This window comes from Pedobacter sp. Bi27, assembly GCF_918698255.1.
Lineage (GTDB): Bacteria > Bacteroidota > Bacteroidia > Sphingobacteriales > Sphingobacteriaceae > Pedobacter.
On the sequence record NZ_CAKKMW010000001.1, the window covers coordinates 700916 to 720121 of the forward strand.

Annotated in this window: 15 protein-coding genes and 1 tRNA gene; 2 read left to right on the top strand and 14 right to left on the bottom strand. The window is 39.7% G+C overall.

The genetic code is table 11. The features are described from left to right. Nucleotides 1–4: 4 nt before the first annotated feature. Together LQ227_RS02530 and LQ227_RS02535 are read right to left on the bottom strand one after the other, a co-directional pair. Nucleotides 5–3400: a DUF4450 domain-containing protein gene (locus LQ227_RS02530; protein ID WP_230148139.1), complete on the bottom strand. Its 3396-nt coding sequence runs from the start codon at nt 3398–3400 to the stop codon at nt 5–7. Nucleotides 3401–3413: 13 nt separating this feature from the next. Further along, nucleotides 3414–4832 carry a glycoside hydrolase family 28 protein gene (locus tag LQ227_RS02535; RefSeq protein WP_230148142.1) on the bottom strand — a complete coding sequence of 473 codons (1419 nt, stop codon included), beginning with the start codon at nt 4830–4832 and terminating at the stop codon, nt 3414–3416. A gap of 787 nt (nt 4833–5619) precedes the next feature. Here LQ227_RS02535 and LQ227_RS02540 point away from each other — a divergent pair. Continuing rightward, nucleotides 5620–6759: a hypothetical protein gene (locus tag LQ227_RS02540; protein WP_230143721.1), complete on the top strand. Its 1140-nt coding sequence runs from the start codon at nt 5620–5622 to the stop codon at nt 6757–6759. 10 nt (nt 6760–6769) lie between these two features. Then, nucleotides 6770–7792 carry a hypothetical protein gene (locus LQ227_RS02545; RefSeq protein ID WP_230143719.1) on the top strand — a complete coding sequence of 341 codons (1023 nt, stop codon included), beginning with the start codon at nt 6770–6772 and terminating at the stop codon, nt 7790–7792. 253 nt (nt 7793–8045) lie between these two features. On the opposite strand, the gene LQ227_RS02550 is transcribed toward LQ227_RS02545, so the two are convergent. The 12 genes from LQ227_RS02550 to LQ227_RS02605 all read right to left on the bottom strand — a co-directional run bounded on the left by LQ227_RS02550 (nt 8046) and on the right by LQ227_RS02605 (nt 19174). Further along, nucleotides 8046–8125, bottom strand: a tRNA-Leu gene (locus LQ227_RS02550). Nucleotides 8126–8194: 69 nt separating this feature from the next. After that, nucleotides 8195–9394, bottom strand: coding sequence for an aminotransferase class V-fold PLP-dependent enzyme (locus tag LQ227_RS02555; protein ID WP_230143717.1), 1200 nt, complete (start codon nt 9392–9394; stop codon nt 8195–8197). Between the two features lie 46 nt (nt 9395–9440). Then, entirely contained in the window at nt 9441–9737 is a 297-nt protein-coding gene (locus LQ227_RS02560) for a DUF3817 domain-containing protein (RefSeq protein WP_116249862.1), read from the bottom strand. 235 nt (nt 9738–9972) lie between these two features. Continuing rightward, nucleotides 9973–10509, bottom strand: coding sequence for an iron-sulfur cluster co-chaperone HscB C-terminal domain-containing protein (locus LQ227_RS02565; protein ID WP_230148144.1), 537 nt, complete (start codon nt 10507–10509; stop codon nt 9973–9975). Nucleotides 10510–10592: 83 nt separating this feature from the next. Then, the gene (gene rseP / locus LQ227_RS02570; protein ID WP_230148146.1) at nt 10593–11981 is read right to left on the bottom strand and encodes an RIP metalloprotease RseP; all 1389 of its coding nucleotides are present in this window, start codon (nt 11979–11981) and stop codon (nt 10593–10595) included. 29 nt (nt 11982–12010) lie between these two features. Further along, the gene (locus tag LQ227_RS02575; protein WP_230148149.1) at nt 12011–13171 is read right to left on the bottom strand and encodes a 1-deoxy-D-xylulose-5-phosphate reductoisomerase; all 1161 of its coding nucleotides are present in this window, start codon (nt 13169–13171) and stop codon (nt 12011–12013) included. Between the two features lie 252 nt (nt 13172–13423). After that, nucleotides 13424–14923 (bottom strand): GH3 auxin-responsive promoter family protein, encoded by a 1500-nt coding sequence (locus tag LQ227_RS02580; RefSeq protein ID WP_230148152.1) that lies wholly within the window; start codon nt 14921–14923, stop codon nt 13424–13426. 47 nt (nt 14924–14970) lie between these two features. Further along, nucleotides 14971–15759 carry a hypothetical protein gene (locus tag LQ227_RS02585; RefSeq protein WP_230148154.1) on the bottom strand — a complete coding sequence of 263 codons (789 nt, stop codon included), beginning with the start codon at nt 15757–15759 and terminating at the stop codon, nt 14971–14973. Continuing rightward, on the bottom strand, nt 15756–16724 hold the full coding sequence (locus tag LQ227_RS02590) for a glycosyltransferase family 2 protein (RefSeq protein WP_086545300.1): 969 nt from the start codon (nt 16722–16724) through the stop codon (nt 15756–15758). The genes LQ227_RS02585 and LQ227_RS02590 overlap by 4 nt, the downstream gene beginning before the upstream one ends. Before the next feature lie 77 nt (nt 16725–16801). Then, nucleotides 16802–17749 (bottom strand): glycosyltransferase family 2 protein, encoded by a 948-nt coding sequence (locus LQ227_RS02595; RefSeq protein WP_230148156.1) that lies wholly within the window; start codon nt 17747–17749, stop codon nt 16802–16804. Between the two features lie 170 nt (nt 17750–17919). Beyond that, on the bottom strand, nt 17920–18489 hold the full coding sequence (locus LQ227_RS02600) for a DUF4199 domain-containing protein (RefSeq protein ID WP_230143707.1): 570 nt from the start codon (nt 18487–18489) through the stop codon (nt 17920–17922). Between the two features lie 16 nt (nt 18490–18505). Further along, on the bottom strand, nt 18506–19174 hold the full coding sequence (locus LQ227_RS02605; RefSeq protein ID WP_230143705.1) for a hypothetical protein: 669 nt from the start codon (nt 19172–19174) through the stop codon (nt 18506–18508). Nucleotides 19175–19206 lie beyond the last annotated feature (32 nt).

A 19206-nucleotide genomic window follows, 5' to 3' on the forward strand; every position in this document is an offset into this window, starting at 1 on the left:
AAAACTAACGAACCAGGGTTACAGCCATTAAACCAATAATTACATCATTACAAAGTGCAGATAAGGTAAGCTTAGCCAGTGTTTTGTTAGGATCAAGCTTTAGGCCCAGCGCTGTTGCTGCACCTCCATTTATGTCTTTTCCGTTCCAGCTATCGCCATCTTGTGCGGTTACGATTTTACCCGTTTTGAGGTGTACACGTACAGGCCGTTCTGCACCGGTATCGAAAGCAAAACCATCGGTGAAAAGATCCTGCTCAATTGGCCACCAATTTTCGGGATTACGTAAGGGCAGTTTTTGGGTAGATCCATCGGTATACTGAACCGTAATTTCGCCGTTATCCATTCTGCTTTGCATGGGGTTGGTTGTTCCGGCCAAAAGGAAAAACACACCGCTTGCTTTACCAGAGAGTGGAATTTCTACCTTTCGGGGAAAATTGTCCCACTGAGCGGTGTAAATGATATTCTTTGAAGTGCTATCTGACGGTGTTTTAAAAACCACGCCAGAAGCCAATGAAAATTCACCTTTATTGCCTGCCAGTTTACGTAAGCCCATATCATTAATTTCGGGTTTTAATTTGGGGTGCGTCCAATCGCCAATGCCTTGCCAGGCCAGCTGTAAGGTCGTGGTTTGTGGCCGTGGTGACAGGTATTTATGGTTAAAAATCTGACCGACCTGATCGTTAAAATAAGTCGATAAATCTTGTGTTTCGAGCTTTTTACTTGTCCATTCTTTAGCAGTTAAATCTAAAATTTGATCTGGCTTTTTCACCACCTCCATCAGTTTGAAACAAACCGGAAACCAATAGGTAAACTGACCATTTGTAACCTGGACAAAGAAGGTACGGTCGCCTGGTTCGCCCTGAAGATTTGCACTAAGTGTACTTTCACTTGTATTTACATTGTTAAGCACCTGCTGGGGATCGAATATTTTAACAATTTTAGCTTTACCAAAATCGACTTCCATTTTCGAACCAGTAGTATAGGCTGCACCAATTTTAGGTTGATTTAAAGTTTCACTTCCCCAAATCAATTCAACCAGATAATCTTTTGCAACTGCACTTTCAATCTCGATTTCGGGTAAGCCAATTGCGTCGGCTACACTTTTCCATTTTACTGCTTTTCCATTGATCTTAACCGATTTTAATTGATTGCTCCTGGCTTTAATACGCATTTTAAGTCCTAGCCTAATGGCAAATCTCGGCAATAGCTCATAGGTATCAACCGATGCTTTCCGTTTAAAAGAAAATGAAAGATCAGGAATGTTTAGGGCTGCGTGATCCCATTCTTGAGGTAAGCCTGGTCTGATGAGCAAAGTTTTATTCAGCGCATCAGGCACAATGCCAAAAAGCCCTTCAACCAGTGTTCTGGAGTTAATGCCTACAGGATCACCAAAATCGCGGTATGATTCCCCTAAAATGGCATCATAGCGGGAAACCTGGGCGAAATTACCCGCACTTCCACCAATATACATGCTGGCCAATAGTTCACTTTTCCAAAGTTTGAAGGCTTCTTCAGTCCTGCCAGCTTGCCAGTTGGCCAGTGCCGTGTGGGTAACTTCAGCTAAAACCACATTGTTTAACGACCACTCGTAAGGCATCCAGTTTGTGGTTGATAGGGTATAATAACCTTTATCTTCGAGTCCTTTTGCCCTTACCGGGATGTGTGGGATATTAGTATCAACATACCTTAAACTCTGCCAGGCCTGAAAAGCATCCGGAACCTCCGAATCTATACTGTGATAAACCGTCCATAAACCCGCAGCCGGATGCAATTGCTGTAGACCTAAAGCATCTTTATATTCTGCATACCAGCCTTTTTCTGGCATCCAGAGTTGGGTATTCATGGCTTTTAATATTTTGTTGGCCTCTTTTTGATAAATACCCGGATCTTCATTAATCAAACGGGCAAGTTTAGCGGCAATTAAATTCGCGCGGTAGTTATAAGCTGAGCTATGTGTTCCGCTTCCGCCACTATATTGCAATGCATCGCTTGCCCAAATAGCTGCATAGGCATCATAAAGGCCGTTATCATCTGCATCAAAAACTCTTTTCTCCCAAGCCAGGTGCCGCTTAATTACTGGCCACATTTCTTTCACATAAGTTAAATCGCCAGTCCAGTTGAAATGCCAGAGCAGTTGATCGATGTACACTAGGTTCATATCGTAATGGTGTGGTCTGATCGATTTTCCATCCGGTTCACGACTAATGTAACCATTGCTGAACATTGCAGTCCCCATGGCCTCTTTTGATCGTGAAAGATTAAAAGCAGTATCGGCCAAAACAGGACCACTCTCGGGATTGAGCACCTGCGATTTGGCGTAGGCATCAAAATGTGTTCGTGCCCGATCGTGCCAAGCTAGCGGATCGGCAGTATAAGGTCCACGCCAACCGGGCAAGCGCATCCGCCAGCCTATGGCACCGTGCATATAAGATGGCGCTTCCCAAATCCCATCCGAAGCCATGGCCAAAGCACCACCAATGGTATTGAAAAAAGGATCTGGCGTATCAACCTGTACCCGATCGGCCAAAACTTTACGTTTCTTTTCTGATTCTTTAAATTGGGTAGCACTATCCCATGTTTTAGGTGCGTTATCTTTTTCAGGATTTTGGATCAATACATAGAAATCTTTACCATTTTCTACGCGCATTTTTCCGGTAACTACTGGATTTTGTTGTGTTTTAGATTGATCTAAGTTTAATGGGGAGGATAGATCGGCTGCATCAGCAATCCTGATTTCGGCAGGGAAAATTCCGCTTATTTTTTTGATTTTAGCATATTGGAGCTCGAAACTGTTTTTTGTAACCGTAAATAAATTATCCTTGCAATTTTGTTTCTCGAGATAAAAAGAAGATTCGGGATCTACCCCCATATCGCCACTCCGGCTAAACTTTTTATCACTTGCTCCACCGAAAACCCAAAGCAGTTCTATTCCTTTTTTCACATTTTCGAAACGGGCTTTTAACACCGTTCCATCGCTATTGCTCAATGCAAGAAGCGTTAAATGAAGCGTCCCATCTCCCAGCAATGGATCTTTTATCGTGTAAATCATCGATCCTGGACGATACCTGGCGGTAATATCTGTTGCCTTAATCAGCCATTTGCTATTTTTGCCATCAAGTAGGCCAAACTGCAGGTTACCGCCCATAGCTGGCATATACAAAGCAAATTCAGGCAGATCGCCAGCCTCGACCCGAAATGCTGTATTGGTTCCATATAAGGCTCTGGTAAACCTTCTTGTACCGTTATGGATAACAAAGTCTCTTCCCTCCGGACGGTAACGTAAACTTGCATCTTCATTGTGCCAGGTTCCTGATTTTAAGGTTGGCGGATAAAGTTCTTGTCCAAAAAGTGTAGTCACCGATAAACCCAGGCAGTAGCATAAACTGTAAAATCTTTTCATTTTTTCGAAACGGCTAAGGATTTACACTTACTGAATTACTTACTTTCAATGCGCTTTGGTCTGCAGCTGTAATATTCACCCGATCAAAAGTCCAGTTTTGCCCAAAATCGATCGTTCCGGCGGTAGCTGCTTCTATTTTCAGGTTGGAGAGGTTAAAGTTTTTCAATATGGTTTCTGAAAAACCAATGGCATTGATTGCCTTTTTAGCACCGGTAGCGGTAACATTAAACACATTGATGTTTTGTATTTTAGGAATACCCTTGCTCGCTGGGTCTACATGGGTTAAAAGTTTGGTCCAATGTGCGGGGATAGAATCTGGATTATATCCCGCTGGTAAAGTAGAATAACTGTAAGAAGGATTCCAGTTTGGATTTACCTGAATCACATTGCCCACCCCATGCATGGTAATGTTACCGAAATACACATCTTCTACCGTACCTCCCCTTGTTTTGGCCGATTTAATATTAATTGCGTTACCCGTTCCATAGCCTACCAGGTCGGTGGCCCACACATGGCGGATACTGCCTGATGTTTCGCTACCCAAAGTAAGTAAGCCTGCGCCTTTACGCGCCACACAATTGCGGATTACCACGTATTCGGTTGGTCGGTTTACCCTTAGGCCATCCCAATCGCGACCGGCTTTAAGGCAGAAATTATCATCATTACAATCGATATCGCAATTTTCAATCAGCGTCCATAACGAAGAATCAACGTCAATTCCATCAGTACTCGGGCCGCTACCATCTACATTATTTCGAATGGTAATGTGATCTACCGTTACATAAGAAGAGTACAAAATCTGTACGGTCCAAAATCCAGCCTGTTGCACATGAATATCTTTGATCACCACATCCTTTGCCGATTCAACCAGTATCGTTCTTGGACGTTTGGCATCGTAATCTACAATCCACCTTAGCCCTTTCGGGTCATATTCTTTTCTTAAATTCCAGTAATATTCCCAGAATGGTTTGCCCTGGGCATTAATGAGCCCTTTGCCTGAAATTGAAGCTTTATCTTGTTTTAGAATGTTGATTAGCGCCGCTGGCCATTTCATTTCGATGCCGGCCACACGTGTATCAATTTCAGGATAATCTTTAATATTCTGGCTACCCAAAATTTCAACACCTTCATCAATTTTTAGGTTTACGCCTTTTTTAATAAAAATTGATCCCGTAAGGTATTTGCCCGCTTCAAAAGAAACGATGCCCCCACCTTTCGCTGCGCAATCGTCAATGGCCTTTTGAATGGCATTTGTAGCCAAAGTTTTACCATCATTTATCGCTCCGTATTTATTTACAAGGTAATTATTCTGCTTAAAACTGAATTTCCTCGCACCCACCTTGCTTACCCAATCTGGCGTTTTGGGCTGGGCAAAAACGGTAATACTAACGAGCATAAAGGCTACCAGCATAAAAGAATGGATGCTTTTCATAAATTCCGGAATATATTTGGTTATACGTTATAGCAAGCGTTATACAGCTGCTGGTTTATTTCCGGTTAATATATAAAAGGTGGCGCGCCCAACCATCCTGCTGTATCCTGCATAAAGACCTCTAACGATGTTGCTCGTTTGTGTTTCTATTCTTTCTTCTAAACAAGGATGAATAATTTCCGCAGTCGGAGAGGTGTATTGTAAAAAATGAATCTTTATCAGATTACTTTAGAACTAAAAATTTGGCAAGATTCGGAGAAAGTAGTTTTAGACATCTTATAAACAGCGATTTAAAGCATAAAAAAACCGGAAAGAATGTTTCGAAAAACTATCTTTCTGGCTTGGTACCCTAATTCAACTTCACGTCAATACAACTTTTACAAGATTTGAAAATGTTATCGTATATAGAATAAAGTTTAACGCCATTTCCTGAATCCTTTGGAGATATCTTAAAATCGACGTATTTGATAAAAAGTCGGTAATGAACCTAAAAAATCGTGATTAAATTATTGGATCTCCATATCTTATGCGGCTGGTTTGCACACTTGTTTGAACCAGCCACATAGTGGTATATCGAAATGACCAGCCAGAAAACAAACGTCGTCTTGTTTTTTTTAAGTAGCTTTTTTATCTTCGGTTACCAAACAGATCAGTATGCCGCTCTTCATTAACCATGTCACCTTACAGGGTTTCCCCGAACGGGCAAACTTTGTTCATATTATTGTCGGCCAACTCGTTCCTGCGACTAAAATTGACATAATATACACCCCTAAAATAACCTAAAACCATGTCAGACAGAAGACGCTTTATTAAGGGTATGTCCCTTCTCGGGCTGGGAACGCTATTACGCCCTGCCACTATTTTTAGTTTTCCAGTAGCCCTACCACGAAAAAGGGAAAGGGTTGCCGCAGCTACAGTGATTGCTGTTGTCCAATTTGCGATTAGTGCCTCCAAGCTTTTCAAGGGAAACAGTTCAAGTAATGGGCTTCTGGCCCTGCAGATCAAAATGCTGGAGAATATCAGCCGGCAGCTCGATGTGATCAAGGAAAGTATTGATGTAGTATCTGGAAAAGTTGATGAAGTGATCGAGCTAGTTGGTCAGCTTCCTGCTGAGGTATCACAGGAAATCAAGAGCAACAGTATCCAGGGCTACATTGGCCAGTTTCAGAGTTACATGGATTTTTATAAAAGAGTTGAATACAATCCAAAGCGTTTTGTGGAAATAGAGGCCGATATCGATCAGCTTCGGGGAAATATAAACAGGAAAGTTAACCAGCTCATGCTTTATGACAATTACCTCAACCTGCCCCTGATCGCGGCAGCCATGTATATTGAACACAACTGCATGGTCTTTTTAAAACATTCACCCGAAAAAATCAGTTCGGTCATGAAAACCTACCGGGATTTTTTCAATAAAGTACTATATGGTAAGGGGCAGGCTAACCTGACCGACAAAATTGCACAGATCCGAAAAGAGCGCAAGGCTTTCTTAGACCGTGCGGCCGTGCAGTCACTTTACCAGGGCCGGGAATATCACTGGGACTACGGCTGGTGGTATATGAGGACCGGTTTTTACTCCTATTCACTCACTGCTGACCAGCAAACCGATAACGATAAAATAAGTGAACTCGTTGCCCTTGGCCTGATCGAGCCTTCGGAGCGCATACAAACGGTAAAATCAAACATAGTCACCCGTAACGGCGATAAGGGCAACAGGGTCATTTATAACTCAATGACTCCCCAAGGAGCCATGATTGGCCCCCAGCCTGTTTCGGGCATGCCAACTGTTGCAGCACTTACCGCCCAAATCGAAGGGGAACGAACTGCTATCGAAGGTGGGATAAAGCTAAGCACACTCAGGCTTTATTCAGCAGTAAGCTGTAGTTTCTCCGCGAACCGTGCATTGAATTTCTGTAACCAATTTTAGCGTCCAGCACATGAAAAAATATATTTTAGCGGTATTACTCTATTCATCGTCTATAGGAGTATCCTATGCACAGGAAACCCCGGACATTGATTTCGCGGAATCCTCTGGTGCGCTAACCATTGATCTAGATAAAATGCCTGCAAGCCCTGGGAAGGTTTTTTTCGGTGGGTTCTTTGACCTGATCATGGCTGGCAAACAGAAAGACTTGGTTACCAAATATGAAAAGACAATTAAGCCCTTTCTTTCAAGGCTATCCCGGTCAATGAATGCTAATAATGGGCAATTGCTCAAAATTAGGTTGTATCAGGATGAATTTGGCAATGCCTATTTACCCGAATATTTCGTTTTACCCTGCGGTGTAGGTATGGATCCGGTTGATGCTTACTCGGAGTACCTTAATACCCCAGCCCTCTCTGAAGATATTTCAACTACGGCCAGGGATATCAGTTATTATCTATGGGTGTACAAATCGGAATCTGGGCTATCTATCGGCTGGATCCCCAGGGAACTTAACACCAGGCTTTTCCGCTCTGCTAACCTCATGGCAATGGCAAAAGTGAAGGGCGATAACCGGGTTTACCATCCTTTGCAGGCGGCTTTCCCAAACTACCTTTCAAGGGCCAATTACTGGAAGCAGCAAGTGAAAGATTATGAGCAGCAACTCAATGCAGCCCAGCGACTTAATGGATCCAGGCAACTCAGCCAGCGTTTTTCAGATCTCCAGCTTGAACATGCCGGCCTGGTAGAAAAGTATGAGCAGATGCAAAACCGCCTAGCCAATAACAGCTCTTTTCTTTCAACAACCGAACTGATTTTATCGGTTATATCTGATCTCAACAACGTATATCAGCAAACCAGTGTCAGTACAGGTTCAGCTAAAGAGAACATCAGTTATGATCCCGCACTGATCAGGCAACGGAGTGCTATACTGGAGCGCGAAATCAAAAGCTCCAAAAAACAGCTTGATGAGAAATCCAACCATTTGGAGGAGGTCGACCAGTCACTCAAAAAGCTAACTAAAGGACTTTTCTAACAATAAGTAAATTTAAAATGGAATCTTACGATGCTTGCCCATCAATACTTATTTTACGAAATATCAGAACGGCAATATTGAGCAAAAACGATTGATAATTGGTTCGATCTATCCAGAAAGATGTCGAATTTTTGAAAATGATTGTCGAAACACCCGAATCAACTCTGCAGCGCTTCTTATCTATCAGATTAACAAAGGTCTACGAAACAAAAAAGCCGGATTTAGATCTAAATTAGAACTAAATCCGGCTCGGTACCCAGCGCCGGAGTCGAACCGGCACGGTTTCCCACAGGTGTTTGAGACCAGCGCGTCTACCAATTCCGCCAGCTGGGCATTTGCTTATTCAGCGGGATGCAAATGTATAAATTAAGCACTTAATTCGCAAATTTTATTTGCTTCTTTTTATGTCTGATCTGATTTACCAAAACCTTCATCGTTCAACAGATTACCTAATAACAACTGGTTCAATTGTTTAACTTCTTTTTTACTCATTTTCAGATCCATTGGCAGATAAACTAAATTTTGCAGTATTAGCTCATTTGAGGTTATTGGCGACAAACTGGCGAAACCTATCTTAATTAAACTAGAGGCTTTTGACGTGGCATCGAATCCTTTTTCTCTTAATTTATCGAGTAACAGTGATGGGTTGGCCGCTACTACCGGAATTACCCAGTGTGTATGCCTTAGGTTTGCTGCACCAATAATATTTCGCGAATCAACATTCAATAATAACTGGTTTGCCAGTAGCTTTCTCTTATGAATACGAGATTGATCAAAATTACTCACTCTACGCTGCAACATACACAAATTAGCATAACATGGCCTGTATCTGATTTTCTCCATTACATCTGCACCGGAAAAACCTCTTGTAAAGCCAGTAATAAGCGTATCGAAGTCTTTGCCAAATTGCTTACAAAGCCAATAAGCTATGGTAAATGGCCATCTTGCGACAAGCATGTTAATCAGGACAGCATTAATTATTTTTTTGAAGTATCGATTACCTTTTTGCACCGGCAGCCTATTGTTCAATATTTTTACCGCTGCAAGTAATTGCTCGTTTCTAATATGAAGTATCGCACCGCTTAAGGCTGTATTTGTCTTAATTAGTCCAAAACTGAACAATACCACGTCCGATTTTAAATCCCCTTCATAAATTCCATCATAAGCTTGTGCACAATCTTCTATTACGATCAGATTATGCAATTTGGCAATATTAAGCAATGGTTCGGTATCCATTATGGCGCCAAATAAATGGGTAATGAGCAGCAGCTTTGTTTTGGGCGTAATAGCGGCCGCTATCTGCCCTGCAGATATACCTAATGTATTTTTATCTATAGTTAATGGTACAACTTTTAGATGATAGGCAGCAATGATTGCAAACATATCAGGGATGTTAATATCTGCAACCAGTATTTCGTCACCAGGTTCAAGATTTAGAGCTTCTAATACGAGATGTAAACCTGTACGAACAGAAAGACAGGGCAACTGCCCTTTAGGAAACTGAGGTTGTTCTTTTTTAAAACCGCAAGCACTACCAATACAGTATAATGCTCCCTTAAAAAGTTCGGTAAAACGGATATCTAACCTACCTCTGGCGATCATTTGTTAAGCGCATAATACTAAGGTAAGCAATTTGTGTAATGGCCAATTAGTTTAGCGCTCTTTCATCTTTCAATTTGCGATCGACTACAAAGGGCATAAATGGCAAAAGTGATGCTAAAAAGATCAGAACGGCTTTACCAAACTTCCATTTTTGTTCTTGCCAAGCTAAAACTAAGGTAGCGGCATATAACACAAATAATAATCCGTGTGCCCATCCTGTATATTTTACATACAAAGGAAGATCTGCAAAATATTTTAACGGCATCGCTACAAATAATAAAAGCAAATAGGATATGCCTTCCGCTACGGCTACTTTGCGAAAAATTGAAAGGGAACTATTCATTGATCTGATTGTTTGCTCCGAAAGTAAAACAAAGCTTTTGCCTATCAAAAACTAAAAAATGATTTTACAATCGGGTGTTGGAATAAGGTTGAAGATGGAAGGTTTAGGGCTTAACCGCAAAGAGCACAGAGTGAAGGCGCAAAGCACACGAAGTTAGTCTTCTACTCCGATCAGACTGACAATCTCGAACTTTTATCTTCGGACCTCCGACTCCCCGACTTCAAAGTTCTTCCATCTATTTCGGCAAGCGCTCCCTGATCCGATCAACGTATTTCTGTCTGTAAAAATTATCCTTAATCAAAGGCAGTAGTGCATCGGATGCTATTGGATTGCTATCAAAACGGCCTATTAGATCATTCAGTTCGTTAGCCAGGTCTTTTTCTATGGCATCAACATCTCGTTTTACCTGCGCTAGCTTTTCGGCATCCGGCTCAAATTCCAGATCCATTAAGGCCTCATTTACATCCATCATTTCCATTAAAAAAGATTGCGGAAGTTGATAACCTTCGTCTGTTTCTACAATCCCTTTTAATTCCAGCACATATTTTAAGCGTTTTTTAGCATTGCTCAGTATCTGGTAAGCCTTGTTGTTCAAAGTTGATAGATCAAGCACTTCTTGCTGCTTCTCTTCGCTTTCATTGGCATAAAAATCAGGATGAAACTGCTTGCTAAATGCATAAAATTTTGTTTTAACTGCATTTTGATCTGGATTAAACTGGATCGGTAACCCGTAAAAATCGAAATAATTACTATCTGTTGTTGCTGCGCTCATGGTGCATATTAAATTAAAAAGCCGCAGATGTTCAGATTGATTCGTCAAATCTGCGCATCTGCGGCAATTATATAAATTTGGTTTTACTTACCGAAGGATTTTAAAATATCATTACCAAAAGCAAACACCATTAAACAGATCAAGATTACAAAACCCACAATTTGCGCCTTCTCCAGCACTTTTTCGCTTACCGGCTTACGTTGTACCATCTCAATTAAAAGAAACACTACGTGGCCTCCATCTAAGCCCGGAATAGGCAATAAATTCATAAATGCCAATGCCATCGAAATTAATCCTGTTAAAGTCCAGAATTTAACCCAGTCGAAAGTACTGCCATACACCTTTGCAATCCCAATCGGGCTGCTGATATTACGGGCACTTAATTTACCGGTAATCATTTTACCAATGCCTTTTGCATTATCTACAAAAGTGCTCCATGCCATGCTTGCACCAACTGGTAACGACTCTATAAAGCCAAAATCTACATGTGCAGTTTCAGGCATTTTTAAATTAGGGATAATCCCAATCGTTCCATCTTTGCTTACTTTAAGATCAAACTTCACTTCTTTGCCTTTGCGTAGGGCATTAATAGTAATTGGTTTTAATTTGTTTTTAGAAACCTCTTCTTTAAACTGATCGAAGAAAGTAATCTGTTTTCCGTTAACCGATAAAATACTATCGCCCGGTTTAATCCCTGCAGCATAAGCTGGATATACGGGTTTCTCGAACTTTCTGCCAAACAGCTTATCAAAAAAAGATGGTTTATCTGCTTTTTCATCAGGCGCACTTACCTTGTCTACACTTTCCATCGTATATCTGGGTGAGATAAAATTCTCTTTATCGTTTTTCGATATTTTATTTAAAATAATATCCGGAACAGAAATGTAAAGTGTTTTATTCTCCCTTAAAATGGTCAACTGGGCTCCATCAAACAATACTTTGCTCGATATAGCATCTTCAAAACGGATTAACTTGTTGCCGTTGATGGCTAAAATTTTATCTCCGTTTTTTAAACCGATTTCTTTACCGATTGTACCTACAGAAATACCATCGTTCAGTTTGCTGTTAATGGTATAATTTTGCCCCACGTTGAAGGTTAACATCCAGAAGATAAAAATACCGACAATCACGTTTACGATAATACCACCAAGCATTACGATTAAACGTTGCCAGGCTGGTTTAGAACGGAATTCCCATGGCTGAGCAGGTTGAGCCATTTGCTCAGTATCCATACTCTCATCAATCATTCCGGCAATTTTTACATAACCACCAAGTGGCAACCATCCCACTCCATATTCAACATCACCTCTTTTAAAACTAAAAAGCTTGAAACCCCAGGCATCAAAAAATAAATAAAACTTTTCTACTTTAATACCAAATGCCCTAGCTGCCAAGAAATGCCCTAATTCGTGTAATATTACCAATAAAGACAATCCGAGCAGCAGCTGCCCCGCCATAATCAATCCATTCATATTCTCTTATAAAATTTTTATGTTAGATGTTAAACTATACTTTTTGTTACTAATTCGCCGGCTAAGATACGGCTATGTTTGTCAGTTTCTAAATAATCGCTCAATTGTGGTTTTTCAACAAAACTGATTTCTTCCATACACTGTTCAATAACCTCGCTCATCTGCAGAAAACCGATTTTATCCCTCAAAAATGCTTCAACAACAATTTCATTCGCAGCATTTAAAATGCAAGGCATATTCCCGCCTTTTCGTAAAGAAGTGAATGCCAGGTCTAAATTCCTGAATGTTTCCATGTCGGCTTTTTGAAAGCTAAAGTTTGGATAATCTAGGAAGTTAAAACGTTTAAAATTGTTTTTTAGCCTGTCGGGATAATTTAAAGCATACTGAATAGGCAGTTTCATGTCCGGAACACCCATTTGTGCTTTCATAGATCCATCGGTAAACTGAACAATTGAATGAATGATAGATTGAGGGTGAACAATTACGTCAATCTGATCTACATCAAGGTTAAACAACCATTTTGCTTCAATTACCTCCAGGCCCTTATTCATTAGGGATGCAGAATCGATCGTGATTTTTGCGCCCATCACCCAGTTGGGATGTTTTAAAGCCTGTTCTTTCTTTACTGTAGATAAAAAATCTTTTGTTTTGCCTAAGAATGGTCCGCCGGAAGCTGTTAAATAAATTTTTTCGATTTCATTTTGCTCCTCGCCTACCAAGCATTGAAATATTGCTGAATGCTCTGAATCGACCGGTAAAATTTTAACCTGGTGTTCCGTTGCCAGTTGTGTAATCAATTCGCCGGCTACCACCAAGGTTTCTTTGTTGGCCAAAGCAATATTTTTTCCAGCCTTAATCGCAGCAATAGTAGGCTTTAATCCCACGGAGCCCATTAATGCCGTTAATACCACATCGCTATCATCATAGGCCGCAACTTCTGACAATGCGGCTTCACCTGCCAAAACTTTAATATTTAGCGCAGACAAAGCAGTTTTAACTTCGCCGTACTTGCTTTCATCACAGATTACAACAATGGCTGGCTCAAATTCCTTCGCCTGTTGAATAAGTAATGCTGAATTCTTTAAGGCCGATAATACAACAACTTTAAATGTATCGGGATGATCCCTTACCACTTCTAGTGCTTGTGTACCTATACTTCCTGTAGAACCTAATATGGTTATTCGTTTCAAATCGTTTTTAATATCGTAACGCTTAAGGTTAAATTAAGCATTTTATCTAATTATTTATTTGTCCACCCATTTGTCACCCTTACAGCATCTGTTGAGTTGATCGTCATCTCGACTGGAGTGAAGCGAAATGGAGAGATCTATCTATACAGATTTCTCGACTGCGTTGCACTTCGCTCCAATGCCGTGGTTCGTGTCTCCACGAACTACTTTTCCTCATTTCGTTTCGTGAGGACACGAACCGAGGAAGATTAGTTAAACAATATACCGCTCCAACCCATCCGCCAATTTCCGATCATTACTCAAGCGTGGCACTTTATTCTGTCCGCCTAACTTCCCTTCACTTTTCATGTAGTTAACAAAAGCATCTTTTTGCAAAGTACGTATAATCAATGGCTGAAGGATGTTTCCTTCAATCAGGTCAAAGTAATAAATATTTTTCTTTTGCAAAGCCTCATCAACCTTTTTGCTAAAAGTAGCCATATCCTTTGGTGCAGACGAAAATTCTACAAACCACTCATGATAAGGCAATTGACCGGCTTCCGGATTAACCTGAGGCGCAACTGTAAATTCTGTAATTTCTACCTGTTCTTCATTGGCCACACTCAAAATTGCCTGTTCTACCTCTTCTCCTATTACATGTTCACCAAAGGCAGATATAAAATGTTTTATCCGTCCGGTTACCACAATTTTGTAAGGATTTTTCGAAACAAACTTCACCGTATCACCTATGCTGTAACCCCATAAACCTGCATTGGTATTTAAAATTAACGCATAGTTGGTATCTAATTCAACCTCACTAAGCGATAACCGTGTTGGATTATCGTTGTAATATTCATCAGCTGGAACAAATTCGTAAAAAATCCCCGCATCGGCCAGTAACAATAGTCCTTTATCTTTTTGCGAATCCTGATAGGCAATAAAGCCCTCCGAAGCTGGGTAAGTTTCTATAGCATCAATTTTCTTCCCGATGCTTTGTTCAATTTTTGCCCGATAAGGCTCAAAATTTACACCGCCATAAATAAACAGGCTAAAATTCCTGAATATTTCGGCGATTTTCTTCCCTCCCGATTTTTCAGATAGTTTATCGAAATACATCTGTACCCAAGGTGGGATACCAGAAATCAAGGTCATATTTTCATTAATGGTTTCCTCAACAATGGCATCAATTTTTTGCTCCCAATCTTCGATAATATTGGTTTCGTAAGAAGGCAATCGGTTCTTTTGCAGGTAAGCAGGCACATGGTGTGCCACAATGCCCGATAAACGCCCAACATTGATTCCATGTTTTACACTCAAAACCGGGCTCCCTTGCAAAAAAATCATCTTTCCGTTTACAAAATCAGCCTTACCTGTTTCATTAATATAAGTTAAAATGGCATTACGGGCAGCTTTGACGTGCTCAGGCATCGATTCTTTCGATAGCGGAATATATTTTACACCCGAAGTGGTACCTGATGTTTTGGCGAAGTAAAGTGGCTTACCTTTCCAAAGTACATCGGCTTCGCCTGCCACTACACGATCTACATAGGGTTTTAATCCTTCGTAATCTTGAACGGGAACATGTTTTTTAAAATCAGTATAGGTTTTAATCTCAGCGAAATGATGATCTTTTCCAAATGCAGTATTTTTTGCCTCGTCAATTAACTTTTTCAGGATATTATGCTGAGCATTTACGGCATTATTTTTCCATTTGTTAATCTGCCAAACTGCAAATGCTGCAAAGGGTTTACTTAATGCTGCTTTTAATCCCATACTAAACTGAATTTTGAATGATTGAGTGATTGAATATAAATTCTACCCTAAACGATATTATGCAAAATATCTGGATGCTCATCGCCTTTATATTCGCTCGAAATTTTGCGATATGCAACAGTTAGTGCTACACTCGAAAGCGGAACGATAATAAATGAACTTAAAATATTTACAATGAAAGCGATTAATGGCCATTGCAGGTAGTTTAGCAACAGGTAGATTAAATACCCTCCGCCTAAAACCACCAATAACAATAAAATCTTAGTGAAATTTCCTTTAGTCGTAGCCAAACTTAATTTAATCGAATCGAATGGTGTTGCCCCTTTATCGATAATAAAAAACGGAAAAAATGAAATTCTTAGCCAGGTAATGAAAATAGCAATGATGCCTACGGATATCGCTACATTTTTTACAATTGAGACATTAATCCCAGTATAAATAAAAGGAAAAGCAACGAGGATTACAACCAGATAAACACCAAGGATACAACCCACAAAATAAAGTGTAGCTACCAAGAACCTGATAATCTGCTGCCTGGTTGGAAGGGTATCTACAATTTTCACATCGTTTTCTTCATCGTCCATTAAATGAAAAATGTATTTAAACAGCGAAAGATTAATAGTAAAATAAAGCAGCACAAAAATAATCACCATGATTACACTCAAGGCCTTGCTTACATCTTTAATAAAAAAGGCCATTAAACTCGATGCGCTTGCGGTGATAAACATCAAAAAACATAATGTAGCAATCGAGAAATAGTGTTTCTTGGTAATGCTCCACGCCTTTTGAATTACATCATTAACGGCGAACGTACTTTCTTTTAAATAATTTATCATTGTTGTTTGAATACCACTCGTTTAAATAAATCCTGTATAAATCCTAAACCATAAGCGGTTAATTGGATAAACGAAGATATAATGCTCAAAAATGCAACTTTTAACGATTTATTTACAGACCATGAATGAAAAAATATCAACATAAAGTAAATCAATAAGAAGAAGTTACAAACATATGCCAATGGAGGATATATAAAGTTACACAAAATGGTGAAACCAAAACCCAATGTAAACAACGCTGGAAAAAAATGTACAAGTTTTAATTCTTTTGGGAAATGTTTGTAAATATTGATTCTTGCCCTGCCAAAAAAGTGTAACTGCTTATAAAACTGACTAAAGCTTGTCCTGCGTTTATGGTAAACTTTTGCATCCGGAATCAACCCGATTTTAAAACCGTTTTCGTGAATGCGGATACTATACTCGATATCTTCGCCCAATCGGGTTAAGATAAAACCACCTACCTTCTCCCAGGCCTGACGGGAAACACCCATGTTAAAACTGCGTGGGTGAAATTGGCCTACGTGCTGTTTGTTTCCGCGGATTCCACCAGTGGTGAAAGGCGATGTCATGGCATAACTAATTGCTTTTTGTACAGGTGTGAAACTATCGTGCGCGGCATCCGGACCGCCATAGGCATCTAAATGATGTTCATACAAATAGTTTTTAACCGTTTCGAGGTAATTTGCAGGAATTAAACAATCTGAATCGAAAATAACAAAGTAATCGCCTGTAGCTCTTTCGAAACCAAAATTACGTGCAAAACCCTGTCCTGCATTTTCTTTAAAGTAATATTTGATATCCAGTTTATCTGCATAAGAAGCAACAATTGCTTTTGCATCGTTTTTCGAACCATCTTCAATAACCAAAACTTCAAACTGCAAATAAGTCTGTTTAGTTAGGGTGTTTAATAGTTCGTCAATTTCTTGAGGACGATTGTAAAGTGGAATGATGATGGAGAAAAACATGTTTACTAGAGGTAAAAGGTGAAAGGTAAAAGGTTGAGGGTTTGGGCGCATAAACCTTACGCCTTAAACCTTTTACCTTATACCCTCTTCTCGATTAAATATTGGTTTCTTTCTGGTGCATTGCGTGATAAAAGCTCGGCAATAAACCCTGCAAGGAACATCTGCGAACCAACAACAATGGCAACCAGCGATAAATAAAACAATGGTTGATCGGTTACATCGCGGTAAGCTAAGCCCTGCCATATCAAATATTTCTTTTCGAATAATATGTAAAGTGCCATAATTATACCTATAAAGAAGCTTAAAACACCTAACGAACCAAAAAAGTGCATGGGGCGTTTGCCGAATTTACCTACAAAGAAAATTGAGAGTAAATCTAAAAAGCCGTTTATAAACCTACTGAAGCCGAATTTTGTTGTGCCATATTTGCGGGCACGGTGTTCTACCACCTGCTCGGATATTTTACTAAATCCGGCCCATTTTGCAATTACCGGGATGTAGCGATGCATTTCGCCGTAAACTTCGATGGTTTTGATCACATCGCTACGGTAAGCTTTTAAGCCACAGTTAAAATCGTTCAGCTCTATACCGCTCATTTTACGGGTAGCGGCGTTGAATAATTTAGTTGGGATAGTTTTCGTAATCGGATCGTAACGTTTCTTCTTCCAGCCGGAAATAATATCAAGTTTTTCTTCTTTAATGCGGCGGTACAATTCAGGAATTTCATCCGGACTATCCTGCAGATCGGCATCCATGGTAATGACCACATCGCCCTGAGTAGCTTCGAAACCAACATTTAAGGCTGCAGATTTACCGTAGTTCCTTCTAAACTTAATGCCTTTAATGGCAGGGTTTTGAAATCTTAATTCTTCAATCACCTCCCACGATCTATCGGTACTACCATCATCAACCAAAATAATTTCGTAGCTGAAATTATTGTCGATCATCACTTTATCAATCCATGCCGTTAATTCTGGCAAAGATTCATCTTCATTAAATAAGGGTACTACAACTGATATATCCATTTTTGAGTATTATCGTCATTGCGAGAAGGAACGACGAAGCAATCTATTATAAGATTGCCACACCCCTGCGCATTTCCCACGCTTCGTTCGCAATGACGCATTATTAAAAACGTGCAAATTTCATCAAATTAAATGATAAAACCTGCACGTTCAAAATTTTATAAAAGAAATTAACCTTCCTTTGGAAACGAATCGAATGTAACTGGTTGTTTTTTCTTTAAGATAGCTGAGAGGATTAAAGAAAGTACCCCATACAGTGCAAGTGAAACTCCAAAGCTTGTAAAGATGTTTTTAAAAGTAGGTTCAAGCTTCTCTTGCATATTTCCACCTTTAGCTATCGCCTCATCAATTTGCTCGCTAGCCATTCCGAATTTTTCCATCATAGCTCTCTGTGCCTCTTCGATAGCAGCAGCAGCTCTTTGTGGAAGATCTGGATCGATAAATTTCATTAGTATCACATTATAAAGCGTTGCAGTTAAGGCTAAAATAAGGGAGATGATTAAATAAGCTTTAAAGGCCTCTCCAAATGTCCAAAACCCGCCTATTTCTTTACGGATGTTTATTCCCACCACTACTAACAGTACGATGAATAAAACAAATATACCTATCTGGGCCGCAAAACTGGTGTAAATTAATACAGGGTCTATGAAATGCAAGGTTAACGATACGATTATCGAAACCGCAGCGAGCATTAATCCATTTTTAATAGCTAATTTGGAAATAAGAGCACTCTTGTCCATAATTTTAAGTTTTAGTTTAATTATTAATTGTTGTAATTAATATATAAGTAGCAGAATCGAACGATTTGTTACTGCTATACTGAATTATTTCTTTAGTTGTTTCTGCACTTCCCTCAACATCGAGGAAAAAAGTCATAAATGGAACAAACAATTCTTGCATTTCTTCACTGATATTTAAATTTGCAGCTGTTTTACAAATCTCTTCTACACTGGTTTCTGCTAATTGTTGGTTACTGATCAGCTCTTCGTAAATCTCAAATTCATCCTGAAACTCATCGTCTTCTACCAATAAAAATTCTTTAAGGAAATCGCCCAATTCAGGATCTAAATCTTCATCCTTACACTCTTTAATGTAAAGCAGAAGGTTTAACAATTCTGTTCCTCTATCTATGGTTTCTTCTTCGATATTCGCCCATTCATCACTTTCTAAATAGTCGTCTTCCAGTTTCTGTACGTCACTGCTAAAGAAATTCACCATTAATAAATCGAAAAATACTTCGCGTAATTCTTCAAATTTCGGGTGAGAATCGAAAACGGCATCGAAAGCAGTCGCTTTATCTAAAAAGTTAACATCAAGCTCAAAAGCAGCTAATAATTCTGTTTCAAAACCGTCTACATTGGTAGCTGAAACCTCAGCATACTTGTTAATGGCTGCACTTAGTGCTTTTTTTACTCTATTATCCATGATTAAGATTTTTAGGATTTTAGGATGATAAG

What these genes read in the sequence shown, in the direction of transcription:
- LQ227_RS02535 (WP_230148142.1), bottom strand. Translation starts at nt 4,832, where the DNA reads ATGAAAAGCATCCATTCTTTTATGCTGGTAGCCTTTATGCTCGTTAGT.
- LQ227_RS02605 (WP_230143705.1), bottom strand. Translation starts at nt 19,174, where the DNA reads ATGGATAATAGAGTAAAAAAAGCACTAAGTGCAGCCATTAACAAGTAT.
- LQ227_RS02555 (WP_230143717.1), bottom strand. Translation starts at nt 9,394, where the DNA reads ATGATCGCCAGAGGTAGGTTAGATATCCGTTTTACCGAACTTTTTAAG.
- LQ227_RS02595 (WP_230148156.1), bottom strand. Translation starts at nt 17,749, where the DNA reads ATGGATATATCAGTTGTAGTACCCTTATTTAATGAAGATGAATCTTTG.
- LQ227_RS02560 (WP_116249862.1), bottom strand. Translation starts at nt 9,737, where the DNA reads ATGAATAGTTCCCTTTCAATTTTTCGCAAAGTAGCCGTAGCGGAAGGC.
- LQ227_RS02600 (WP_230143707.1), bottom strand. Translation starts at nt 18,489, where the DNA reads ATGGACAAGAGTGCTCTTATTTCCAAATTAGCTATTAAAAATGGATTA.
- LQ227_RS02530 (WP_230148139.1), bottom strand. Translation starts at nt 3,400, where the DNA reads ATGAAAAGATTTTACAGTTTATGCTACTGCCTGGGTTTATCGGTGACT.
- LQ227_RS02580 (WP_230148152.1), bottom strand. Translation starts at nt 14,923, where the DNA reads ATGGGATTAAAAGCAGCATTAAGTAAACCCTTTGCAGCATTTGCAGTT.
- LQ227_RS02585 (WP_230148154.1), bottom strand. Translation starts at nt 15,759, where the DNA reads ATGATAAATTATTTAAAAGAAAGTACGTTCGCCGTTAATGATGTAATT.
- LQ227_RS02540 (WP_230143721.1), top strand. Translation starts at nt 5,620, where the DNA reads ATGTCAGACAGAAGACGCTTTATTAAGGGTATGTCCCTTCTCGGGCTG.
- LQ227_RS02545 (WP_230143719.1), top strand. Translation starts at nt 6,770, where the DNA reads ATGAAAAAATATATTTTAGCGGTATTACTCTATTCATCGTCTATAGGA.
- rseP (WP_230148146.1), bottom strand. Translation starts at nt 11,981, where the DNA reads ATGAATGGATTGATTATGGCGGGGCAGCTGCTGCTCGGATTGTCTTTA.
- LQ227_RS02590 (WP_086545300.1), bottom strand. Translation starts at nt 16,724, where the DNA reads ATGTTTTTCTCCATCATCATTCCACTTTACAATCGTCCTCAAGAAATT.
- LQ227_RS02565 (WP_230148144.1), bottom strand. Translation starts at nt 10,509, where the DNA reads ATGAGCGCAGCAACAACAGATAGTAATTATTTCGATTTTTACGGGTTA.